This window comes from Cobetia sp. 1AS1, from assembly GCF_029846435.1.
Taxonomy (GTDB): domain Bacteria; phylum Pseudomonadota; class Gammaproteobacteria; order Pseudomonadales; family Halomonadaceae; genus Cobetia; species Cobetia amphilecti.
The window spans coordinates 190466-211410 of sequence record NZ_JARWKU010000002.1 but is presented as its reverse complement, the minus strand read 5'-3'; the positions used below and the strand labels follow the sequence as shown (position 1 = coordinate 211410).

Here is a 20945-nt window from a genome sequence, read left to right as displayed (position 1 = left end):
TTTGCAACAGACAGTCCTCTAGCCACAGACAGACCTTTCGCTACGCTGATTTTCGGCATGCTGTCTCTCATCGCGAGTGGCGTCCGGGGCGGAAGGCGGGGTCAAGCGTCCCTGGTTCAGGGCACAAGGTTCAGGGCGCTGGATCAGTGCCGCGAGAGATTGTAAGCCGCCCCCGACACCGGCATGGCCAGAAATAGCCGCGATAAAGTGGCTTGTTCTTACCTTCATCCTGGCGCTGGCTGACTATTCTCAGTCCTGCTTTCCGTCATGCTCCCCTACGCGTGAGCTGATCGATGGATGTTCCCTCGCTCACATCAGGGCGAGGTGCCGACAGCGGGGCACTTCCATGTTTGATCGACTTGATTCCCTCATGAGCTTTCACCAGCAGGCGCTGGGCCTTCGCGCCGAGCGTCAGCAGGTGCTGGCCACCAATATCGCCAATGCCGACACGCCGGGCTATCTGGCGCGCGATATCGACTTCTCCGCCACCCTGGCCAAGGCGACGGCGGGCAATGCCGCGCCGGGGCCGCTTGCGCTGAACACGACTCAGGCCGGCCATCAGGCCGCCAGTGGGGCGGGGCTGTCGCTGGGCGCGGACCTGCTCTATCGAGTGCCCACACAGCCGAGTCTGGACGGCAATACCGTCGACATGGATGTGGAGCGGGTCAATTTCGCGGACAACAGTCTGCATTACGAGGCCAGCCTTGAGCTTCTGACCGGCAAGATCCAGGGCCTGCGTCTGGCCATGCAATCGGAGAACAGTTGATGGCAGCGTTCAGCATCTTCAACGTCGCGGGTTCCGCGATGGCGGCCCAGTCGCAGCGCATCAATGCCGTGGCCAGCAACATGGCCAACGCCGACAGTGTGGCGGGCCCGGATGGCAAGCCCTATCAGGCGCGTCAGGTGGTGTTCGAGTACGCGCCCCTCGCGCGTCAGGCCAATGCCTCGCTGGCGACGGCCAACCTGGCCGGTGGCGGTCTGGCGACACAGATGGCGTCACGCAGTGCAGGCCTCGGTGGTGTCAGGGTCAGCTCGGTGGAGCTGAGCGATGCCCCGGCGCGCCAGGAGTATCGCCCCGATCATCCCCTCGCCGACGAGCAGGGCTATGTGACCTTCTCCAACGTCGATCCGGTCGCCGAGATGGTCGACATGATCGCGGCTTCCAAGTCCTACGAGGCCAATGTCGAGGTCTTCAATACCTCCAAGTCCCTGCTGCGCAAGACGCTGACGCTAGGGGAATGACCTTCGCTCGGGGCTTTGGCCTTCTGACCGCTTCTTCTGATTTCGGGTAACCGCATGGCGACGCTAGACACCAGTGTGCTCAACAGCATCAACCAGACCACCACGACCTCCGGTGTCACCGACAGCACGCAGTCGGTGAGCAGTACCGAGGAGCTCAATGATCAGTTCATGACCCTGCTGGTGGCGCAGATGCAGAACCAGGACCCGATGGACCCGGTGTCGAATTCCGACCTGACCGCGCAGCTGGCCCAGATCAGCACCGTCAGTGGTATCGAAGAACTCAACACCACGCTTGAGGGCATCACGGCGCAGATTTCCAGCAGTGAAGCGCTGCAGGCGGCCAGTCTGCTCGATCAGGGCGTGCTGGTCGGTGGCAATGCGGTGCTGGTGGGCAACGCGACCTCGACACCCTTCGGCCTTGAGCTGGCTGACGATGTCGACAATGCCACCGTCGAGGTGCTGGGCGCGGATGGCAGTGTGGTCAAGACCTTCGAGTTGGGCGCATTGGAGGCGGGTATTCATGGCTTCGTCTGGGACGGTTTGCTGGATGATGGCACTGAAGCCGCCGATGGCTCCTACCAGCTGGCCGTGACGGCCGAGCGGGCAGGCGAGAGCTATGACGACCTGCAGACGCTGAGTTATGGCGTGGTCAGTGGCGTCAATCAGACCGACAGCGGCGCTCAGCTGGACCTGGGTCCGGTGTTGGGTGTCGTCAGTCTGGACGCCGTGCGTCAGGTGCTTTGAGCTGAGCCCATGGCGCCGGGATAGCGCCAGCGAGCCCGCCGGACGGGCCACCAGTTTCAGGCCGTTTGGCCGCCCCCGAGCTCGCTGACAGGTCTCGGGCTTTCATCTTCATCGCGATCAAAGGGACAGACCATGGCGTTTTCACAGGCATTGAGCGGCTTGAGTGCGGCTTCTACCAATCTGGATGTGATCGGCAACAACATTGCCAACTCGGAAACGGTGGGTTTCAAATCCTCTGAGGCGCAATTCTCCGACATCTATGCCGGCTCACAGGCAGCAGGGATCGGGGTGCAATTGGCATCCGTTGCCCAGGACTTCACTTCCGGCTCGCTGGAATCCACCGGACGCGATCTCGATCTGGCGATTTCCGGAGATGGCTTCCTGCGTTTCTCGGACACCAGTGGTCAGATCGTCTATTCGCGCAATGGCCAGCTCAACATCGATGCCGAGGGCTATATCGTCACAGCCCAGGGTGCCCAGTTGACTGGCTATTCCGGCGAAGGAGTCACCGGGGAACCCGTGGTATTGCAGATTCCGACAGCCCCTCTGGCGGCAAAAGCGACGCAGGACAACATCGCTCTCGAGGTCTATGGCGCTGAAGTCGCGCTCAATCTGGATGCCGCGGACCTTGTGCCGGCCACTGCCGATTTTGATCCGACGGATGCCGCGACCTACAACTACGCCTCGGCGATGACGGTGTATGACAGTCTTGGCGATGAACATGTCGTGACGTCCTTTTATGCCAAGACCGAAAATAACACCTGGAACGTCCATCACGTGATGGACTTTTCCAGCAAGGCTGCGGAATTGCAGGAACAGATCGACGAAGGCGTCGCTGACCCTTCTGTCGACTTTGATCCTCAGACAGAGGTGATCACCTTCGGGGCAGGCGGTCAGCTCCTTGATTACAGTCAGACGGCTCAAACCTACGCCCTGGCCAATGGCGCGAGTGATCTTAGTTTCAGTATCGACTTCACCGGCAGCACCCAATATGCCAACGATTTTGAAGTCATCACCCTGTCCCAGAATGGTTATACCTCCGGCAGTCTTGTCGGCGTGTCCTTCGAGGAAGATGGCCGCGTGATCGGCAGTTACTCCAATGAGCTCAAGCAAACACTGGGCACCATCGCGCTGGCCAACTTTGCCAATGAGCAGGGTCTGCAGCCCAATGGCGACAACGGCTGGGTCGCCACCGCTTCCTCGGGTGTTCCGCTGGTCGGTGTGCCGGGTGAGGGCGTCTTCGGTGAGGTCCAGTCCGGGGTCGTCGAGGCCTCCAACGTCGACCTGACCACCGAGCTGGTCGATCTGATCATCGCTCAGCGCAACTATCAGTCCAACGCCCAGACCATCAAGGTCCAGGACGAGGTCCAGCAAAGCGTCATCAACATGCGCTAATGCCACTCCTGACATGTGACGCGGTTCGTCTTCTGCAATGAAAACAGCAGAAATGTCGAGGCGAACCGGGTCATCTCGAGCGTCAGTACTCAGCGACGAACCAGCGTATCAAGAGCGGGCGTTGAGGGTCGGGCGCTGACGGCAACACGGCAAGGTGTGAGGGAATAGCGGATGGACAGAATGCTCTACACCGCCATGAGCGGCGCCCAGCGCAGCCTGGCGGCTCAGGATGTCGCCAGTCATAACCTGGCCAACCTCTCGACCACCGGCTTTCGCGAGATGCTGACGCTGTCGCGGGCGGTGGATGTGCAGGGCGAAGGGCTGGCGACACGCGTCTCCAGTCAGCTGACCACCGCGGGGGCCTCGATGGCCCAGGGCACGATCCAGACCACGGATCGCTCGCTGGATGTCGCGCTGGACGGCCCCGGCATGCTGGCCGTGCAGGGCGCGAATGGCGAGGAGCTCTACACCCGTAACGGCGCGCTGCAGATCGATGCCGATGGTGTCCTGACCTCCGGCGGCTTGCCGGTAATGGGCGATGGTGGGCCGATCGAATTGCCGCTCAACGCCATCGTGCATATCTCCGCTGATGGCAGCGTGAGTGCGCGCTCGGCGTCGGATGCGCCTGACACCATGGTGCTGCAGGCCCAGCTAAAGCTGGTCAATCCCGAGGCCATTCCCGGCAGCCCGGCGCTTGTGCGCGGCGAGGACGGCTATTTCCGTCAGCCGCCGACTGCGGCGGGTGAGGCCGCGCCACCGCTGGCCGCCGACCCGCTGGTGCGGGTCGTCTCCGGCGCCCTGGAGAGCAGCAACGTCTCGGCGACCGACGCGATGGTCGCCATGATCAACAACGCGCGCAGTTTCGAGATGCAGATGAAGAGCATCGACACGGCAGAGCGCATGGCCGAGCGTGGCAACAGCCTGCTTGGTACCGACTGACCCAGTAATCACGGCGGAGCCCCCTGATGATTCGTGCCCTATGGACAGCCAAGAGCGGCCTTGAAGCTCAGCAGATGCAGATGGACGTCACGGCCAACAACCTGGCCAATGTCTCGACCAATGGTTTTAAGCAGTCGCGCGCGGTGTTTGAAGATCTGCTCTACCAGAACATGCGCCAGCCCGGCGCTGCCTCCTCTGCCACCACCGAGCTGCCCTCGGGGTTGCAGGTGGGCACCGGGGTGCGCACCGTGGCCACCGAGCGTCTGCATATCCAGGGCAATCTGGAGCAGACCGAGAACTCCAAGGATATCGCGATCAATGGTCAGGGCTTCTTCGCGGTGATGCTGCCGGATGGCACCAATGCCTATACCCGCGATGGCTCCTTCCAGCTCGACAGTACCGGCCAGATGGTCACCGCCAGTGGCTACCCGCTGGACCCGGCGATCGTCATTCCGGCCAATGCCCTGAGTGTCGATATCGCCTCCGATGGCGTGGTCAGTGTCACCCAGCCCGGTTCCACCAACAGCACCGAGGTCGGTCAGCTGCAGCTGTCTACCTTCATCAACCCGACGGGGCTGTTCAGTCGCGGCGAGAATCTGTATTCCGAGACCGATGCCTCGGGGCCGCGCAGTGACAACGTGCCGGGCTTCAATGGTGCGGGCACTCTCTATCAGGGCTTCGTCGAGACCTCCAACGTCAACGTGGTGGAAGAGATGGTGGGCATGATCCAGAACCAGCGTGCCTACGAGATCAATTCCAAGGCCGTGACCACCACCGATCAGATGCTGGAGCGTCTGGTCCAGATGTAAGGGTTGTCGCATGTCGCTTTCGCGTGATCTCCCGGTGGTGGCACTGCCATCCCTGGCAGCTGTTTGCCCTCGCTATGACAACCTGGCATTGCCTGGCTGGCGTCGCATGCGCCGCGCGCTGGCCGGATTGGCGATGCTGACCATGACGCTGGTAGGCCCCGGGTGTGCCCATATCCCCAGCGAGCCGCTGGTCGATACCACGCCAATGGAATCGACGATGCAGCCGCGCCCGGAACCGATGGCCAATGGCGCCATCTTCCAGCCGCTGTATGGCAACCAGCCGCTGTTCGAGGATCGCCGCCCACGTGCCATCGGCGACATCATCACCATCCTGCTCGACGAGAATGTCAGCGCCAGCAAGAGCTCGGCCAGCAATGCCAGCCGTGACGGCAGCCTCGGTTTCTCGCTGACCGCCATCCCCGATTTCATGACGGGCCTGCTGGATGGCACCGATGCCGATATCGAGGGTGAGAATGACTTCACCGGCAGCGGTGGCTCGAATGCCAACAACAGTTTCACCGGCACCATCACCGTGACGGTCAGTCAGGTGCAACCGAACGGCAATCTGGAGGTGCGCGGTGAGAAGCGCATCGCGATCAATCAGGGCACCGAGTCGATTCGCTTCTCCGGAGTGGTCAATCCGCGCACGATTTCCTCGGCCAATACGGTGCAGTCCACCCAGGTGGCCAGTGCACGCATCGAATATGTCGGCGATGGCTATATCAACGAGGCACAGAACATGGGCTGGATGCAGCGCTTCTTCCTCAATCTGGCGCCGTTCTGAGCCTGGCGTGCTGATTGCCGTGCAATGTCCTTGTTCTGGAGAGACTTGTTCTGCAGAGACTTGTTCTGCAGAGGCTTGTTCTGCAAAGACCTGTTCTGCAAAGGCTTGTTCTGCAGTGAATTGTGCCGCGAATTGCCTCGCCCTGAATGGCCCGTCCCGATTTCTCACCACGCTGTCCCATCATGAGTCGCTATCCGATGCCTGAGATGCTCCCTTATCCCCGCTGGCGCGCTGCGCTGGCCGCCTGCCTGATGCTGGTGAGCTGCCTGACCTTGACGTTGCAGGCGGCGCAGGCCGATCGCATCAAGGACCTCGCCCAGGTGCGCGGCGTGCGTGACAACCCGCTGGTCGGCTACGGCCTGGTGGTGGGGCTGGATGGCAGTGGGGACCAGACCACCCAGGCGCCGTTCACCGGCCAGAGTCTGACCAACATGCTCTCCCAGCTGGGCGTGACGGTGCCGTCGGGCACCAACATGCAGCTCAAGAACGTGGCGGCGGTCATGGTCACCGCCAGCCTGCCGGCCTTTGCAAGCTCCGGTCAGCCCATCGATGTCGTGGTGTCTTCGCTGGGCAATGCCAAGAGTCTGCGCGGTGGCACCCTGTTGATGACGCCGCTCAAGGGCGTGGATGGCCAGGTCTACGCGCTGGCGCAGGGCAATCTGATCATCGGTGGCGCCGGTGCCTCGGCCGGCGGTTCCAGCGTGCAGGTCAACCAGCTGACCGCCGGGCGCATTCCCAGTGGCGCGACGGTGGAGCGCGGCGTGCCGACGCGTCTCGGTGATGAGAATGGCGTGATCCATCTCGATCTGTTCGAGGGCGATTTCAATCATGCCCAGAACGTCGCCAGCGCCATCAATCGCAACTTCGGCGGCTCGCTGGCCTCGCCGCTCAGCAGTCGCGATATCGTGGTGCAGGCACCGCGTGATCTCAGTCAGCGTGTCGGTTTCATCGCCAGACTCGAGAACATCGAAGTCGCCCTGGGCGTGCCGCGTGCACGTGTGGTGGTCAATGCGCGGACCGGCTCGGTGGTGATGAATTCCGAAGTGCGCCTGGCGCGCGCCGCGGTCACCCACGGTAACCTGTCGGTGGTGATCGACGCCAATCCGGTGATCAGTCAGCCCGCGCCGCTGTCCCAGGGGCAGACGGCAGTGGTCAACGACCCCGATATCAGCGTGAACCAGCAGGGCGGTGCGCTGCGCATGGTCGAGGGGACTGCCAGCCTGCAGGAGGTCGTCGATGGCCTGAATGCGCTGGGCGCCACGCCGCAGGACCTGGTCTCGATTCTGGAAGCGCTCAAGGCAGCCGGTGCGCTGCGTGCTGATCTCGAGGTGATCTGATGAGTGTGCTTGGTAGCGGTGCCAACGTGGATGCCGGTCGTCTGGCCTTCGACACCCAGGGTCTGGCGAGCCTCAAGGGGGCGGCCAGCAGTGGCGGCGAGCGCCAGCAGGAGGCGCTGGAGGAGAGTGCGCGTCAATTCGAGGCCTTGATGCTCAACATGATGCTCAAGCAGATGCGCTCGGCCACCGAGAACTCAGCGCTGACCGGCTCCCAGCAGCAAGAGATGATGACCTCGATGCTGGACCAGCAGCTCTCCCAGCAACTGGCCAGTGTCGGCGACGGTATCGGCCTGTCGAAGATCCTGATTCAGCAGTTGTCTTCCAGCACGGCGACGGGCACGAACACGGATAGCAGCACCGCAATCTCCCCTAGCGCTGCAGTGAATGGTGAGTCGGACGATGAACAGGGTGCCGATGACTGGTTGTCGGCGGTAGGGCTGACCCCGGAGGTGGGCGCGGCTCGCGAAGATGACTGGCAGGCGGCGGTGGAGACACGCGCCGCAGACGAGGTCACCGGCTTCATGGCGATGCTCGATACGCTGGCGCCCGGCGACACGGCGCGAGGCGTCTATGCCGAGCTGCCGATGGCGACGACAGGCAAGGAAGACGTGTCTGACACCGTCAGCCCGGTGGCAGTGACCGACGTGGCAGCGCTCAGCGAGCAACAACGTCGCCAGCCCGAGAATGTGCAGCGCTTCGTGGCGGAATTTGGCCCCGCCGCACAGGCGGCCAGTCGTGAAAGCGGGCTGCCCGCAGAATTGATTCTGGCCCAAGCCGCGCTGGAGACAGGCTGGGGTCAGCGTCGCATTCACACCGAGACCGGCACCGACAGCCATAATCTGTTCGGCATCAAGGCCGGTAGCAGCTGGCAGGGCGACAGCACCACGGTGCTGACCACCGAATACCGCGATGGGCGGCGCATGCGTCTCGAAGACAGCTTCCGCGTCTATCCCGATCAGGCCAGTGCGCTGCGCGATCATGCCGCGCTGCTGACCGGCGCCCAGCGTTATGCCCACGTGACCCGGTCGCCGGACGCCGAGAGTGCGGCGCGCGCCTTGCAGGAGGCGGGCTACGCCACTGACCCGCACTATGCCGACAAGCTGATCTCGATCATGAGTCGGGTCGGCCCGCTGGAGGCCAGCGGCACTCTCGAGACAGCGGAGACCCGCCTGGCGTCACGCGATGCCGTGCCTGCGTCAGCGCCTGTCGCAACCGCCAACTCAAGCTCCCCGCGCGGGCTGCTTGAGGCTTCTGCGCCGCTGTTTGCCCTCGATGCGCGCGATGCTCAGCCGCTGGTCGAGCTGGCGTCTGCGGCGGATGTGGCGTCTGCGACGGGTTTGGCGTCTGCGACGAATAAAGAGATCGGTACTGGCAGTGAAGGCGCTGCATCAGGGGCCATCCAGTTGGCGATGGGCCGTTCAGAGCCGCTGATCCGCTAGAGCCGCTGATGAGGATTCACTGTCGATGAATCGCTGGCAACTATTGCTGCCTACGGCCTCAAGTTGGCGTCTGGCGCGCCGATATTCACAGCATCCGTGCGCCGGTGTGGCGTCATTCACCTTCTCCCTTTTCCCATTGTTCCTTTCAGGTAAATGCCATGGCCAGCAGCATGTTGAGTATCGGTGTCAGTGGTCTGCAAGCCGCCCAGACGGCGCTTGCCACCAACAGCAACAACATCGCCAACGTCTACACGCCGGGCTATAGCCGTGAAACGGTCGAACTGAGTGGCAGCAGTGGTGGCGGTGTCAGTGTGGCGTCGATCAGTCGTCAGACCGACAGCTATCTCTCGGCGCAGCTGGACAGCGCCATGAGCGCCAGCACGGCGCTTGAGACCCACGAAGCCAACATCAGTCAGATCGACAATCTGCTCGCCGATGACGAGGCGGGCCTGGCGCCGTTGATGCAGGAGTTCTTCGGCGCCATCGAAGGCGTGGCCAGTCAGCCGAGTGATCCGGCGGCGCGCGAGAGCCTGCTGGGCAGCGCCGAGAGTCTGGCCGGGCAGTTCAATGCCTTCTCCGCCTATCTGGATGACATGGACGCTGCGGTCAATTCACAGCTCGATGATGTGGTCGGCGATATCAACACTGCCACCAGCCAGATAGCCTCGCTCAACGAGCAGATTTCCCTGACGCGTGCGCGTACCGGCGAAGAGTCACTGGGACTGCTGGACCAGCGCGATCAGGCGGTGACCGACCTGCAGACGCTGGTCGGCGTCGAGGTGCAGGAGCAGGATGGTCGGCTGAGCGTCAGCCTCGGCAATGGCCAGCTGCTGGTCAACGGCAGCAGCAATTATGAACTGGCCGTGGAGCCAGACCCGCAGGACATGAGCCGTTCGGTGGTCACCTACAGCGTGGCGCCGGGCGTGACCAGCGCCATCGATGAGGCGCAGCTCGAAGGCGGCACCCTGGGCGGGCTGTTGAGCTTCCGCGCCGACAGCCTCGAGCCGACCCAGAGTCAGCTCGGCCAGTTGGCCGCGGGGCTGGCGTTGACCTTCAATGCCCAGCACGCCGACGGTGTCGACGCCAATGGCAACGCGGGGGGCGACTTCTTCACTCTCGGCGATCCGGAAGTGCTGCCGGCCAGCGGCAACGCCGCCGGAGCGGACCTTGAGGTGACATTCGCCCCCGCCACCCAGCAGGAAGGTGACGACTTCTACAGTGTCGCGCTGACCGGTGATGACTACCGCCTGAGTCTTGACGGCGGCACCTACCAGCTGGAAAACCTCAGCAGCGGCGCCGTGCAGACTCTGACCCCGGACAGCGAAGGCGTGATGCGCCAGGATGGCCTGGTGTTCACCGCCACCGGCATGGCGGACGGAGACAGCTTCACCATCCAGCCGACGCGCAATATCGCCGACACCTTCGGGGTCGCGATCGACGAGGGCGCCGAGATCGCGGCGGGTTCAAGCGATGCCAGTCTCGACAACCGCAACATTCTCGCCCTGCAGTCTCTGCAGAGCAGCGACGCCCTGGGCAGCGCCGGCAGCTTCAATGATCACTACGCGTCACTGGTCAGCCAGGTCGGCAACCAGACCCGTCAGGTGCAAGTCAACCTGGAGGCTCAGCAGGGCCTGACCGAGCAGCTGTCGGCGGCAGACCAGTCGATCTCGGGGGTCAATCTGGATGAAGAGGCCGCGGACCTGATCCGTTATCAGCAGTATTACCAGGCCAACGCCCAGGTCATCCAGACCGCGTCGACGGTGCTGGATACCATTCTGAACATCCGTTAACGAGGCCGTGATGCGCATCAGTACCCAAACCCTCTATGCCCAGGGCGTCACCTCGATGCTGGATCAGCAGGCGGCGTTTTCCAAGGTGTCCGAGCAGCTGGCCACCGGCAAGCGCGTGGTCAATCCCTCGGATGACCCGAGCGCGGCCAGCCAGGCGGTGACGATCTCGCAGTCCCAGGCCGTCAATGAACAGTTCAGCGACAGCCGCACCACGGCGCGCAACAACCTCTCCATCGAGGAAAGCGCGCTCAATCAGGTCACCGACACCATCACGCGTGTCCAGAGCCTGATCGTGCAGGCGGGCAACGGCACCCTCAGTGACAGTGACCGTGATGCGCTGGCCACCGAGCTTGAAGGCAGCCGCGAAGTGTTGCTGGGACTGGCCAACAGCACCGACGGCAACGGCAACTATCTGTTCGGCGGCATGAGCGGTGACACGGCGCCCTTTGGCGAGGATGGCAGCTATCGCGGCGATGATGAGCAGCGCCAGCAGCGCGTCGACAGCTCGCGTCTGATGGAGGTCAATCATACCGGCAGCCAGATCTTTGGCGGCGTGGCATCCGGCAATCAGCAGCTGGCCCGCCAGACCAGCGAGAGCGAGTCGTCACTGCCGATCACCTTCAAGGGGCCGGAAGTCGTCGATGCCGCGGCGCGGGTGGATGGCGCGGCCTACAGCGTCAGCATCGATGCCGCTGGCGTCACGATCAGCGGCACCGATGCCGATGGCAATGATCTCTCGATCATGGATGGCGAAGGCAACCCGCTGCCATCGCCCATGGCGTACAGCGATGGCATGACGCTTGCGTTCAATGGCCTGTCGATGACGCTGTCCGGTGATGAGCAACAGGTGTCTGAGGCCCAGGCCTCCGGCAAGGCAACGCAGCTGGTGGTCGAGGAGGGTGAGGCCAGCGCCGATCTGTTCGCCAACCTGGATGGGCTGATCACTGCGCTGAGCACGCCGATCGAGAGCGAGGCCGACCAGGCCGCCTTCAACAACGCCATCTCGACCGCCAGTCGCCAGTTCAGCAACAGTCTCGACAATGTGCTGACGGTGCGCGCCGATGTCGGCACCAAGCTCAACGAGCTGGATTCACTGGATATCATCGGGGATGACCGTGAGCTCAACTATGCCTCGACCCGCTCGGACCTGATCGATCTGGATTACAACGAGGCGATCTCCGACTACTCGCTGACCCAGGTGGGGCTGCAGGCCTCCCAGCAGGCGTTCTCGGATATCTCGGGCATGTCGCTGTTCGATTATCTGCGCTGAGTGATGGCGTGACCGCGTTCGAAAAATGATGAAAAAGCCGCACTGGATACTCGCTCTCGCGATGGCATTCGGTGCGGCTCTTGCGTGCTGGTGGTTGCTTTTCAGCTCAGTGCTTGCGTGTCATGGCATCGTGCCCAGGCCTTCATGCACGGCCTGGAAGGCACCCAGCGCCTGACGGAACAACAGCGACAGCCAGTCCGTCATGCCCGGCATCATCAGCCACAGCATCGCGATGCCCAGCAGCAGGGTCAGCGGGAAGCCGATCGAGAACACCGACAGCTGCGGCGCCGAGCGGTTGAGTACGCCCATCGCGAGGTTGATCGCCAGCAGCGAGGCCACCAGCGGCAAGGCCAGCAGCAGGCCTGCGCTGAACAGGCTGGCGCTCCACAGCAACAGATTCTCGAGCCCGACGGGCCCCATGCGGCGCAGGTCGAGGGGAATCTCGTGGAAGTGGGTGACCAGGATTTCCAGCACCAGCAGATGGCCATTGAAGGCCAGAAACAGCAGCATGGCCAGCATGCCCAGCAGACGCGACAGCACCTGGGTATTGGTGCCGGTGTCGGCCGAGAAGAAGCTGGCGAAGGCCAGACCCATCTGCAAGCCGATGAATTCCCCGGCCGCCTCGACGATGGCGAAGGTGATGCGCATCACCAGGCCCAGTGCCAGGCCGACGCCCATCTGCAATGCCAGCTGCCAGACGGCGGCCGGGCCGAGCACATCCACCGGGGGCGGGCTATCGACCAGCGGCGCGATGATCAGCGCCAGGCCAAAGGCCATCAACAGGCGCACCGGCGTGGGCAGGCTGCGGTGACCGAACAGCGGCGCGCTGATCATGAAACCGGACAGGCGCGCGAAGGGCCACATCACGCTCAGCAGCAGGGCCTGGAGATGCTCGGGGGACAGCAGGTCATTCGGCAATGGAGCGTCCTCCCGCCGGGCTTGCGTCGAGCCTGTTGTCGATGCTCATGCAGGTGTCGCTCATCCGATCAGGTGCGGGAAGCCGGTGAAGACGCTGCGCGTGAAGTCCATCAGCGTCTCCAGCAACCAGGGGCCGGCCAGTACCAGGGTGCCGAACACGCCGAGAATCTTGGGGATGAAGGACAGGGTCATCTCGTTGATCTGGGTCGCGGCCTGGAACAGGCTGACGATCAGGCCGATGAACAGGGCGCTGGCCAGCAGCGGGCTTGCCACCAACAGGGTGATGTACATGGCATGCGAGGCCAGGCTGGTGATGACTTCAGGGGTCATGGCGGCGCGTTCTCGATGGGCAGATGGGAGGTGTTGAGGCTGGCAATGCACGGTTGCGCGGCACGACTAGAAAGCCCGGTGACGGCGTGATGTCTGGGCTGGCTCAGTAGATGCTCTCTCAGTAGCAGCTCTCTCAATAGAAGCTCTCGGCCAGCGACCCCAGCAGCAGCTGCCAGCCATCGACCATCACGAACAGCATCAACTTGAAGGGCAGCGAGATGGTGGCGGGTGGCACCATCATCATCCCCAGCGCCATCAGCACACTCGCCACCACCAGATCGATGATCAGGAAGGGCACGAACAGACTGAAGCCTATCTGGAAGGCGGTCTTCAGCTCGCTGGTGACGAAGGCCGGCAGCAGCACGCGCCACGGCACGTCCTGCGGGGTCTGGATTTCCTCGACCTTGGCCAGGCGCGCGAACAGGGCGATATCCGGCTCACGCACCTGACCGAGCATGAAGTCGCGCAGTGGATCGCCGCCACGTTCGATGGCTTCCTGCAGGCTGATGGTCTGGCTGTCATAGGGTTGCCAGGCCTCGTCGTAGATGCGCTCCAGCACCGGCGACATCACGAAGAAGGTCAGAAACAGCGCGATGCCGACCAGCACCTGATTGGGCGGCGCAGACGCGGTACCCAGCGCGGTGCGCAGCAGGCCCAGCACGATGATGATGCGCGTGAAGGCGCTCATCATCAGCAAGGCCGCCGGCAGCAGGGCGAGGCCACTGAGCAGGATCAGCGTCTGGATATTCAGCGACCAGGACTCGCCGCCGTCCGGCAGTGGCTGGCTGGTCAGGCCGCTGAGCACATCGGCATGCGCCGATTGGCTGGTCAGCAGGCATGCCGACAATGCGATCATTAGCCCTGTCAGCAGCTCTCTTGTCTTCAGCCTTCCTGCTTTCTTCAAGCCCGGCGGCGACCTCACCAGCCACGTCATGAGCGAGGCTCCGCATCATCTGTCTTGTCTGAGGTAGTAGTTTGCGTCACATCAGAGGGCGTCGTGGCAGCCGACGAGCGTCTGGCAAGACGATCGCGCAGCAGCTCGGCGAAGCCGGCCGCGGCGCCGCTCCCGCCGGTTGGGGAGGCAGGCGAGGCCAGCGATGCGTCGTTCGGCGTGCTGCCAGCGTCTGCGGGTACCAGGCCGCCATTCTCGGCCGTCAGCTCACCGAGGGAGGTGATGCCCGCCGGCCCGACGCCCAGCAGCAATTGCTGGTTGCCCACCGCTACCACCACCAGGCTCTGCTTGTGACCCAGCGCCAGACGCGCCAGCGGGCGCAGGGCAATGCGATTGCCGTGCAGTGTCTGGGCACCCCCGAGCGTTTTCATCAGCCATGCCAGCAGCAGGATCACGCCGATCACGCCGGCAAGTGCCAGCCCGGTATTGACCAGGCTGGCCGCGCCCAGCGGTGAGCTGTGGCCTGTGTCGGCAGTCAGGTTTGCGTCGCTACCGAGAAAGGCCGGCGACGGCGCCTGGGTGGTGGCGTTGGTATTGGGGCTGGCATCCGGCAGCAAGATCGCGCCGTCAGGGGCATCGGAGGTCATGACAGGAACAGCCTTAGCGGTTGAGCTTCTGTACCCGCTCATTGGGGGTGATGATTTCCGTGATGCGGATACCGTACTTGTCCTCGACCACGACCACCTCGCCCTGGGCGATCAGATAGCCGTTGATCAGGATGTCCATCGGCTCACCGGCCAGGCCATCCAGCTCGATCACCGAGCCCTGCGACAGCTCCAGCAGCTGCTTGATGGTCAGGCGCGTGCGCCCCAGCTCCACGGTCATCTTGACCGGGATGTCCATGATCATGTCCAGCTCACGCGGATGTGCGCCGCCACCGCTGCCATCGAGGGGCTCGAAGATATCGCCGCCCTGGGGGGCAGCCTCGCTCTGCTGTTCTTCCAGCGCCTTGGCCCACTCGTCGCCCATCTGCTCGGTCATCGCATCGGCCCAGGGGTCGTCAGTGCCGGATGTCGGGGAATTCGGGGTGGCCTTGGGCGCGGGCGCGTCTGGCGAATTGGGCTCACTCATCGCCGCTGTCCTCGCTGGCAGTGTTGATCGGATGATTGATGATGCGGGTCACGCGCAGGGCGCGGTGGCCATTGGCGCGACCGAAACCGGCTTCGAGCACCGGCACATTGTTGACGTAGGCGTTGACGCGCTCGGGCTTCTCGATGGGCAGCACATCGCCCACGGAAAGTTCGGCCAATGCGCCCAGCGTGGTGGTGATGCTGGCAAAGTCGGCGTGCAGCTCGACATCGGTGGCGCGCACTTCCTTGCGCAGGCGCTCGCCCCAGCGACTGTCACCCTCGGCGCTGGTTTCCTGCAGCGGGCTCGAGAGCAGCTCGCGGTGCGGCTCGATCATCGAGTAGGGCAGGCAGATCTGGAAGTCGCTGCTGTGATTGCCGACCTCCAGATGGAAGCTGGTGCACACCACGATCTCGTTGGGAGAGCTGGTGATATTGGCGAACTTGACCTGCATCTCGCTGCGCAGATAGTCGGTTTCCACGGCGTAGACCGCCGACCAGGCGTCGCGGTAGGCATTCAAGGCCAGCTGCATCAGGCGCTGGATGACGCGTTGTTCGGTGCGCGTGAATTCGCGACCCTCTGACTTGGTCACGAAGCGGCCGTCACCGCCGAACAGGCTGTCGACCACCATGAACACGAGACTGGGCGGAAACACCAGCATCGAGGTGCCGCGCAGCGGCTTCATGGTGAACAGGTTGATGTTGGTCGGCACCGGCACGTTGCGAGAAAATTCGTTGTAGCTCAGGAACTGCACCGGCCCGGCGGTGATATCGGCGCCGCGGCGGATCAGGTTGAACAGCCCCATGCGGAACTGGCGGCTGAAGCGCGAGTTGATGATATCCAGGGCATGCAGGCGATCCCGGATGATGCGGTGCTGGCTCGCCGGGTCGAAGGGGCGAATGCGCGCTTCGCCGGGCGTGCTCGAGGCGTCAGCCGTTGCACCGCTGTCACCGTTCACGCCGGAGAGCAGAGCATCGATTTCGTCCTGTGACAGTAGATCGTCTTGAGCCATGGCCAGTTATTGCACGATGAAGTCGTTGTACAGCACGCCGGAGATGGCCAGTGGCTGGCCGCCTTCACTGTAGGGGCGCGAAAGCGCCTCGGTCAGGGTGCTCTGCAGCGTCTGCTTGCCGGCCTGGGTGATCAGCTCATCCGGGCTCTGGCCCGACAGCAACAGCAGCAGACGGCTCTTGAGTTCGGGCTTGAGTTCTTCCACGCGCGCCACCGCGTCCTGATCGGCCATCTTGAGCGTGATGCCGATATAGAGCAGGCGATTGCCGCGCGGGCTTTCCAGGTTGACCGTGAAGGGCGCCAGCGGCATGAAGACCGGGGGCGGCACGACCACGACTTCCGGCTCGGCGTCCTGTGCGGCCTTCTGATCACTGAGCATCGGCAGTGCGAAATAGACGGCCACTAGCGCCGCGATCACGGCACTCATCAGGCTGATGACCCCGATCAGCAGCCAGGAGCGACGCTGACTGGCGGGGGTGGTGATAATCGTTGACATCGTGGTGCGGTGTCCCTGGAGTCGGTAGCGGGGCCAGTATGACCGAAGGCGTGGTGATCGAACGGCGGAATAACGCCACGTGCGAGCGCTTACTTGAATGATGACGCGTCAGGCGGACTCATCAGACAGCTACCTGACGGGAGCCGCTGACAGATGCATCTGGCAAGCGTCAGGCCCATCATGCCTGCCATTCACGCTGCCCCCAGGCTGCCTGGGATGCACTTGCAAGATTGCTTGTGAGATTGCCCGCGGCGAGGCTCCCCTCCATGGCGTCAGCGCTTGTACTGATATCACTCGCCGGCTGACCCTCGAGGTGCTGGGCGAACTGACCCTGATTGGCCGCGTTGTCCGCCGCCCCGTCCGGAGTGTCGCCCGGTGTGTCGTCCTGAGCACTGAAACTGATCGCCGTCAGCTCGTGCCCCCGGGATTCCAGCGCCTGACGCAGCTCGCTCAGGGATGACTCGACAGCCGAGCGCACCTGTTGGTGGCCCGCGACGAAGTGCGCACTGGTGCCCTGTTCGCCGATGTTGAGGCGAATGGTCAGCTTGCCCAGGTTGGCCGGATTGAGCGCGATCTCGGCCTGCGGCGACTTGCTCAGCTGCATGCGTATCACCTGCTCGCTGAGTGCCTGTTGCCAGGCCTGAGTGCCGACGCTTGCGGGGATCAAGGTGCCCGCCTGTGATGCCAAGCCCGCTGGAGTGGCTGCTGGATTGCCCGCGCCATTGAGCATGGCGCCGCTGCCTGCAGCGGTCGAACTCGACGCGCCAGCAGATGACGCACCCGATAGCAGGGACTGATCGCCACCGCTACGTGAAGAATTTGCATCAAGCAGGGCGCCGTCGGCCTTGGCGGTGACGCCTTCAATGGCCTCCTCGGACAGTGGACCCAGCGCGCCACCCGTCAGCGAGGAGGGCGCATCTTGGCTCAGGCTGCCTGCCGCTGTTGCGGAGGTTCTGCTGCTGGGCGCCTGATCCGCAATCGCGCCGTCCAGTCCCGCCGCCGCAGGATTGCGCAGCGTGGCGAGCCAGTCACCTTGCAGCGCCGTGCTGCCCGCTGTAGAGAGCGCCTGCGTGCTAGCGAGCGTTGCCGCTGCCGCTTTCAGTGCTGCCTCGTCGCTGCCAGAGGTGCCTTGGCCGCCTTGCGTGAGGTGCTGCAGCTGTTGCATGCGCGAGATGCCGCGCTCGACGCTGCTATCCAGCCGTGAGGTCTCGAGTGACTGCGCTGATCGCTGTCCGTTTGCCGATGAGGGCTGGGCAGGGGGGAGGGTGCCATTCTGGAGGGCGGTAGCGACCGGGTCCGGAGTGGGTGATGTCTCTGACGAGGCTGCCTGAGCCTGCTCGAGGTGCTGGGCATGCTTGTCTTCAGCCGCCTCGCGACGCTCGATACGCTGCTGCTGTGCGTCTTTCGTTTCTGTCTTTATCGCTTGCCTGTCCTGCTGGCGATCCTCACGCTGGGCGCGTGACAGATGTGCCTCGAAGGCGCTCTCTGAGGAAGATGAACTTGTGTCGTTACGCGAGCCAGCCTCCTCAGAGGAGTCCTTGGCGCTGGTCGGCACCCTGGTTGGCGAGGTGGCCGACAACATCGAGATGCGTGCAGTGTCTGTCATGGTGTCACTCCTCCGACTGGCCGTCTTCAGCCATTGGCACGGCGTAACCAGGCCTGGGTGGCTTGTTCATCACTCTGGCGTTGCTCGGCGGTACGTGCCTGCAGCGCGGCGCTCAGGCTGGCGCGGTCCGCCAGGCCCTGCCAGGCCGCGTGGGTCTGCTGTTCCTTCACCAGCCGCTGATGCTGATGGTGCGTCTGGGTCTGTTCCTGGGCCACCCGCATGCGACACTGGGCAATCGCCTTGTCCAGCGAGGCGATGAAGGCCTGATAGTTGTGCCAGCTGGCCGGGTCCAGCCCCTGAGTCAGGCGTGCCTGCATCTGCTGGCAGTAGTCGAGACGGTATTGCTCGAGGGTGACCAGTTGCTGGGCGGCGGTTTCCTGACGCTGACGCTGGCTGGTGAGCTGGCGCGCAGCGCCATCACGCCGGCGCTCGCTCAGCTGGGTCAGGGTGTCGAAACGTGACGATGAGATGGCCATTCAGTGAGGGTTCCCGATCAATGACAGGTGAAGGCGGCCATCATGGCTGGGCCAGCAATTGTTCGAGCATGTTCGTACTATCGGCAAGACTTGCGTGCTGTGTAGTGCCTTGTTGCAGGAAACGTCCCATCGGCTCGTGCAGACGAACCGCGGCGTCGAGCACCTTGTCGTTGCCGGGCTGGTAGGCGCCGATGGCGATCAGGTCCTGATTGCGCTGATAACTGGAATAGAACTGCTTGAAGCGACGGGCGCGAGTGAGCTGCCGCTCCGGCGCCACCGCCGACATCGCGCGGCTGATCGAGGCTTCGATATCGATGGCGGGGTAGTGGCCGCTTTCCGCGATGCGCCGCGACAGCACGATATGCCCATCCAGAATCGCGCGGGCACTGTCGGCGATGGGGTCCTGCTGGTCATCGCCTTCGGTCAGCACGGTATAGAAGGCGGTGATCGACCCGCCGCCACGCCGGCCGTTGCCGGTGCGTTCCACCAGCGCCGGCAGCTTGGCGAAGACTGAAGGCGGATAGCCCTTGGTGGCCGGTGGCTCACCGATGGCCAGGGCGATCTCGCGCTGGGCCATCGCGTAACGGGTCAGCGAATCCATGATCAGCAGCACATTCTGGCCCTTGTCGCGCAGGGACTCGGCGATGCGCGTCGCGTAGCTGGCGCCCTTGAGGCGATGCAGCGGTGTCATGTCGGCCGGCGTGGCCACGACCACGGCGCGCTTGAGACCTTGTTCGCCGAGAATGTTCTCGATGAATTCCTGCACCTCGCGCCCACGTTCGCCGATCAGGCCGACCACGATCACATCGGCATCGGTGAAGCGCGCCATCATGCCCAGCAGCACACTCTTGCCGACGCCAGAGCCGGCGAACAGCCCCATGCGCTGGCCACGGCCGACGCTCAGCAAGGCGTTGATGGCGCGAATGCCGACATCCAGCGGCGTGTCGATGGGCGCGCGCTCCAGTGGATTGAGCGGGCGGCTCTCCAGCGGCGCATGCTCGACATCTTCCAGCGGGCCGAGGCCATCCAGCGGGCGACCCACGCCGTCGACGACCCGCCCGAGCAGCGCTTCGCCGACCGGATAGCGTCGCTCGCCGACATTGCCATGCCCGAGGGGAAACACCCGCGCCCCCGGTGCGACGCCGCTGAGAGGGTCGATGGGCATCAGGTAGAGGGTTTGATCGGCGAAGCCGACCACCTCGGCCTCGGCCGGCGGCAGATTCGCGCCCAGCTCGACCAGACAGCTGGCGCCCACCGGCAGCCGCAGGCCGACCGCTTCCAGCACCAGGCCGGTCGCGCGTACCAGGCGGCCATTGCTGCGCTGGGGCTCGAGGCTCTCGACGCGCTCACGAATGGCGCCCAGCGCGCTGCGCCATTGCTGTGCGGAAGAGGTGCTCATGGCGTGTCACTCATGTGCGATCTCCTGCCAGCTCGGTGCGTGCCTGCTCTGGCTGTGCATGTTCTGACGACTGGCGTTGCACGATGCGCGAGCCGCTGGCCTCATCCTTGCCATGCAGGCTGCCGTCGGCGCTGCCGCGATGGCGCAGCTGGCGTGACAGCATCTCCAGGCGGCTCTCGAGGCTGGCATCGTGACAGCCGCTGTCGGCTTCGGCGCGACACCCGCCGAGGCTCAGGCTGGCATCCGGCAGACATTGCCAGCCCAGCTTGGCGAGCTGTTCGCCCATCGCCTGCTCGACGCGCGGCAGGTCGTCCGGATTCAGATAAAGACGCGGACGGCCGATCAGCGGCGGATCCGCCGCCAGCAGGCTGCGCACGCTGTCGATGATGTGCTCGGGGTGGGCACGAAATGCCTCACGGGCCAGATGCTGTCCGACGCTGATGGCCAGTGCCGCCAGTTCATCGCTGATCTGCTCATCCAGGCACGCCAGTGATTGCTGCAGGTTCTCGATCAGCGGTGCCAGCTGAGCTGCCTGCTGTTCGAGTGCCTGCTGGGCGGCCTCGGCCTGACGCGCCGCCTGCTCGGCGGCTTCCTGCCTTGCACGCGCCAGACCCGCTTCATAACCGGCTTTCTCGCCCGCGGCATAGCCTTCGTCACGCGCCGCCTGTTGCTGCTGTAGCGTCTCCTGCTCGAAGGTCGAGCGGGCACGCTGCGCCATGCGCCGAATCAGGCCGACATCCGGCGCCGCAGTGTGCGGCATGCCGGCTTGAAAGCCGCCGCCCGACTGAGGCGATGCGGACTTGCCATCCAGCGCGTCGAGTTCCAGCGGCTGCCACTGATGCATGTCATCGCTGCCTGCCACGTCGCGCTCGGCCCACGGGTCAGGCGCGTCATGATGCGGATCAGAACTGGACATGGTCCTCACTAGACATGCTCCTTG

The 20945-nt window shown here is 64.0% G+C and carries 22 protein-coding genes; 11 read left to right on the top strand and 11 right to left on the bottom strand.

Annotation, left to right across the window (positions count from 1 at the left end; all coding sequences use genetic code 11):
- The first annotated feature begins 370 nt into the window (after positions 1–370).
- From flgB to flgL, 11 genes are all read left to right on the top strand, one after another.
- On the top strand, positions 371–766 hold the full coding sequence (gene flgB, locus QD280_RS04700; RefSeq protein WP_318833290.1) for a flagellar basal body rod protein FlgB: 396 nt from the start codon (positions 371–373) through the stop codon (positions 764–766).
- Complete coding sequence (flgC, locus tag QD280_RS04695; protein WP_054556609.1) at positions 766–1242, top strand: flagellar basal body rod protein FlgC; 477 nt, start codon at positions 766–768, stop codon at positions 1240–1242. Before flgB ends, flgC begins: the two co-directional genes overlap by 1 nt.
- 54 nt (positions 1243–1296) lie before the next feature.
- On the top strand, positions 1297–1986 hold the full coding sequence (locus tag QD280_RS04690) for a flagellar hook assembly protein FlgD (RefSeq protein WP_131432086.1): 690 nt from the start codon (positions 1297–1299) through the stop codon (positions 1984–1986).
- Positions 1987–2118: 132 nt separating this feature from the next.
- Positions 2119–3381, top strand: a complete 1263-nt coding sequence (flgE, locus tag QD280_RS04685) for a flagellar hook protein FlgE (RefSeq protein ID WP_054556611.1) — start codon at positions 2119–2121, stop codon at positions 3379–3381.
- A 171-nt stretch (positions 3382–3552) separates the two neighbouring features.
- The gene (locus tag QD280_RS04680; protein ID WP_279838475.1) at positions 3553–4320 is read left to right on the top strand and encodes a flagellar basal body rod protein FlgF; all 768 of its coding nucleotides are present in this window, start codon (positions 3553–3555) and stop codon (positions 4318–4320) included.
- Positions 4321–4346: 26 nt separating this feature from the next.
- Entirely contained in the window at positions 4347–5129 is a 783-nt protein-coding gene (gene flgG, locus QD280_RS04675) for a flagellar basal-body rod protein FlgG (RefSeq protein WP_279838474.1), read from the top strand.
- Positions 5130–5235: 106 nt separating this feature from the next.
- Positions 5236–5913 (top strand): flagellar basal body L-ring protein FlgH, encoded by a 678-nt coding sequence (locus QD280_RS04670; RefSeq protein ID WP_279838798.1) that lies wholly within the window; start codon positions 5236–5238, stop codon positions 5911–5913.
- 251 nt (positions 5914–6164) lie between these two features.
- Positions 6165–7250, top strand: coding sequence for a flagellar basal body P-ring protein FlgI (locus QD280_RS04665; RefSeq protein ID WP_279838797.1), 1086 nt, complete (start codon positions 6165–6167; stop codon positions 7248–7250).
- A complete protein-coding gene (gene flgJ, locus QD280_RS04660) occupies positions 7250–8689 on the top strand; it encodes a flagellar assembly peptidoglycan hydrolase FlgJ (protein ID WP_279838473.1) in 1440 nt (479 codons plus the stop codon). The genes QD280_RS04665 and flgJ overlap by 1 nt, the downstream gene beginning before the upstream one ends.
- 158 nt (positions 8690–8847) lie before the next feature.
- A complete protein-coding gene (flgK, locus tag QD280_RS04655) occupies positions 8848–10479 on the top strand; it encodes a flagellar hook-associated protein FlgK (protein ID WP_279838472.1) in 1632 nt (543 codons plus the stop codon).
- A 10-nt stretch (positions 10480–10489) separates the two neighbouring features.
- Positions 10490–11749, top strand: coding sequence for a flagellar hook-associated protein FlgL (flgL, locus tag QD280_RS04650; protein WP_279838471.1), 1260 nt, complete (start codon positions 10490–10492; stop codon positions 11747–11749).
- 120 nt (positions 11750–11869) lie between these two features.
- Here the strand turns inward: flgL and fliR are convergent, their stop codons facing one another.
- The 11 genes from fliR to QD280_RS04595 form a co-directional block, all read right to left on the bottom strand.
- Positions 11870–12667 carry a flagellar biosynthetic protein FliR gene (gene fliR, locus QD280_RS04645; protein WP_233593262.1) on the bottom strand — a complete coding sequence of 266 codons (798 nt, stop codon included), beginning with the start codon at positions 12665–12667 and terminating at the stop codon, positions 11870–11872.
- Positions 12668–12727: 60 nt separating this feature from the next.
- Positions 12728–12997 carry a flagellar biosynthesis protein FliQ gene (fliQ, locus tag QD280_RS04640; RefSeq protein WP_054556620.1) on the bottom strand — a complete coding sequence of 90 codons (270 nt, stop codon included), beginning with the start codon at positions 12995–12997 and terminating at the stop codon, positions 12728–12730.
- Positions 12998–13130: 133 nt separating this feature from the next.
- Entirely contained in the window at positions 13131–13853 is a 723-nt protein-coding gene (gene fliP / locus QD280_RS04635) for a flagellar type III secretion system pore protein FliP (RefSeq protein WP_279838470.1), read from the bottom strand.
- Positions 13854–13927: 74 nt separating this feature from the next.
- Complete coding sequence (gene fliO / locus QD280_RS04630) at positions 13928–14536, bottom strand: flagellar biosynthetic protein FliO (RefSeq protein ID WP_279838469.1); 609 nt, start codon at positions 14534–14536, stop codon at positions 13928–13930.
- A 13-nt stretch (positions 14537–14549) separates the two neighbouring features.
- Complete coding sequence (gene fliN, locus QD280_RS04625) at positions 14550–15020, bottom strand: flagellar motor switch protein FliN (RefSeq protein WP_279838468.1); 471 nt, start codon at positions 15018–15020, stop codon at positions 14550–14552.
- The gene (gene fliM, locus QD280_RS04620) at positions 15013–16029 is read right to left on the bottom strand and encodes a flagellar motor switch protein FliM (protein WP_131432079.1); all 1017 of its coding nucleotides are present in this window, start codon (positions 16027–16029) and stop codon (positions 15013–15015) included. The genes fliN and fliM overlap by 8 nt, the downstream gene beginning before the upstream one ends.
- Positions 16030–16035: 6 nt before the next feature.
- Positions 16036–16524 (bottom strand): flagellar basal body-associated protein FliL, encoded by a 489-nt coding sequence (gene fliL / locus QD280_RS04615; protein WP_054556624.1) that lies wholly within the window; start codon positions 16522–16524, stop codon positions 16036–16038.
- Positions 16525–16702: 178 nt separating this feature from the next.
- The gene (locus tag QD280_RS04610; protein WP_279838466.1) at positions 16703–18130 is read right to left on the bottom strand and encodes a flagellar hook-length control protein FliK; all 1428 of its coding nucleotides are present in this window, start codon (positions 18128–18130) and stop codon (positions 16703–16705) included.
- Positions 18131–18156: 26 nt separating this feature from the next.
- Positions 18157–18606: a flagellar export protein FliJ gene (gene fliJ / locus QD280_RS04605; protein WP_054556626.1), complete on the bottom strand. Its 450-nt coding sequence runs from the start codon at positions 18604–18606 to the stop codon at positions 18157–18159.
- Positions 18607–18646: 40 nt separating this feature from the next.
- Positions 18647–20005: a flagellar protein export ATPase FliI gene (gene fliI / locus QD280_RS04600; protein WP_107334754.1), complete on the bottom strand. Its 1359-nt coding sequence runs from the start codon at positions 20003–20005 to the stop codon at positions 18647–18649.
- Positions 20006–20015: 10 nt separating this feature from the next.
- Positions 20016–20921 (bottom strand): FliH/SctL family protein, encoded by a 906-nt coding sequence (locus tag QD280_RS04595; RefSeq protein ID WP_279838465.1) that lies wholly within the window; start codon positions 20919–20921, stop codon positions 20016–20018.
- Positions 20922–20945 lie beyond the last annotated feature (24 nt).

Bases quoted from the DNA above. Each gene is read 5' to 3' on its own strand.
- flgB (WP_318833290.1), top strand. From the start codon at position 371: ATGAGCTTTCACCAGCAGGCGCTGGGCCTTCGCGCCGAGCGTCAGCAG.
- flgC (WP_054556609.1), top strand. From the start codon at position 766: ATGGCAGCGTTCAGCATCTTCAACGTCGCGGGTTCCGCGATGGCGGCC.
- QD280_RS04690 (WP_131432086.1), top strand. From the start codon at position 1,297: ATGGCGACGCTAGACACCAGTGTGCTCAACAGCATCAACCAGACCACC.
- flgE (WP_054556611.1), top strand. From the start codon at position 2,119: ATGGCGTTTTCACAGGCATTGAGCGGCTTGAGTGCGGCTTCTACCAAT.
- QD280_RS04680 (WP_279838475.1), top strand. From the start codon at position 3,553: ATGGACAGAATGCTCTACACCGCCATGAGCGGCGCCCAGCGCAGCCTG.
- flgG (WP_279838474.1), top strand. From the start codon at position 4,347: ATGATTCGTGCCCTATGGACAGCCAAGAGCGGCCTTGAAGCTCAGCAG.
- QD280_RS04670 (WP_279838798.1), top strand. From the start codon at position 5,236: ATGCGCCGCGCGCTGGCCGGATTGGCGATGCTGACCATGACGCTGGTA.
- QD280_RS04665 (WP_279838797.1), top strand. From the start codon at position 6,165: ATGCTGGTGAGCTGCCTGACCTTGACGTTGCAGGCGGCGCAGGCCGAT.
- flgJ (WP_279838473.1), top strand. From the start codon at position 7,250: ATGAGTGTGCTTGGTAGCGGTGCCAACGTGGATGCCGGTCGTCTGGCC.
- flgK (WP_279838472.1), top strand. From the start codon at position 8,848: ATGGCCAGCAGCATGTTGAGTATCGGTGTCAGTGGTCTGCAAGCCGCC.
- flgL (WP_279838471.1), top strand. From the start codon at position 10,490: ATGCGCATCAGTACCCAAACCCTCTATGCCCAGGGCGTCACCTCGATG.
- fliQ (WP_054556620.1), bottom strand. From the start codon at position 12,997: ATGACCCCTGAAGTCATCACCAGCCTGGCCTCGCATGCCATGTACATC.
- fliP (WP_279838470.1), bottom strand. From the start codon at position 13,853: ATGATCGCATTGTCGGCATGCCTGCTGACCAGCCAATCGGCGCATGCC.
- fliO (WP_279838469.1), bottom strand. From the start codon at position 14,536: ATGACCTCCGATGCCCCTGACGGCGCGATCTTGCTGCCGGATGCCAGC.
- fliN (WP_279838468.1), bottom strand. From the start codon at position 15,020: ATGAGTGAGCCCAATTCGCCAGACGCGCCCGCGCCCAAGGCCACCCCG.
- fliM (WP_131432079.1), bottom strand. From the start codon at position 16,029: ATGGCTCAAGACGATCTACTGTCACAGGACGAAATCGATGCTCTGCTC.
- fliL (WP_054556624.1), bottom strand. From the start codon at position 16,524: ATGTCAACGATTATCACCACCCCCGCCAGTCAGCGTCGCTCCTGGCTG.
- QD280_RS04610 (WP_279838466.1), bottom strand. From the start codon at position 18,130: ATGACAGACACTGCACGCATCTCGATGTTGTCGGCCACCTCGCCAACC.
- fliJ (WP_054556626.1), bottom strand. From the start codon at position 18,606: ATGGCCATCTCATCGTCACGTTTCGACACCCTGACCCAGCTGAGCGAG.
- fliI (WP_107334754.1), bottom strand. From the start codon at position 20,005: ATGAGCACCTCTTCCGCACAGCAATGGCGCAGCGCGCTGGGCGCCATT.
- QD280_RS04595 (WP_279838465.1), bottom strand. From the start codon at position 20,921: ATGTCCAGTTCTGATCCGCATCATGACGCGCCTGACCCGTGGGCCGAG.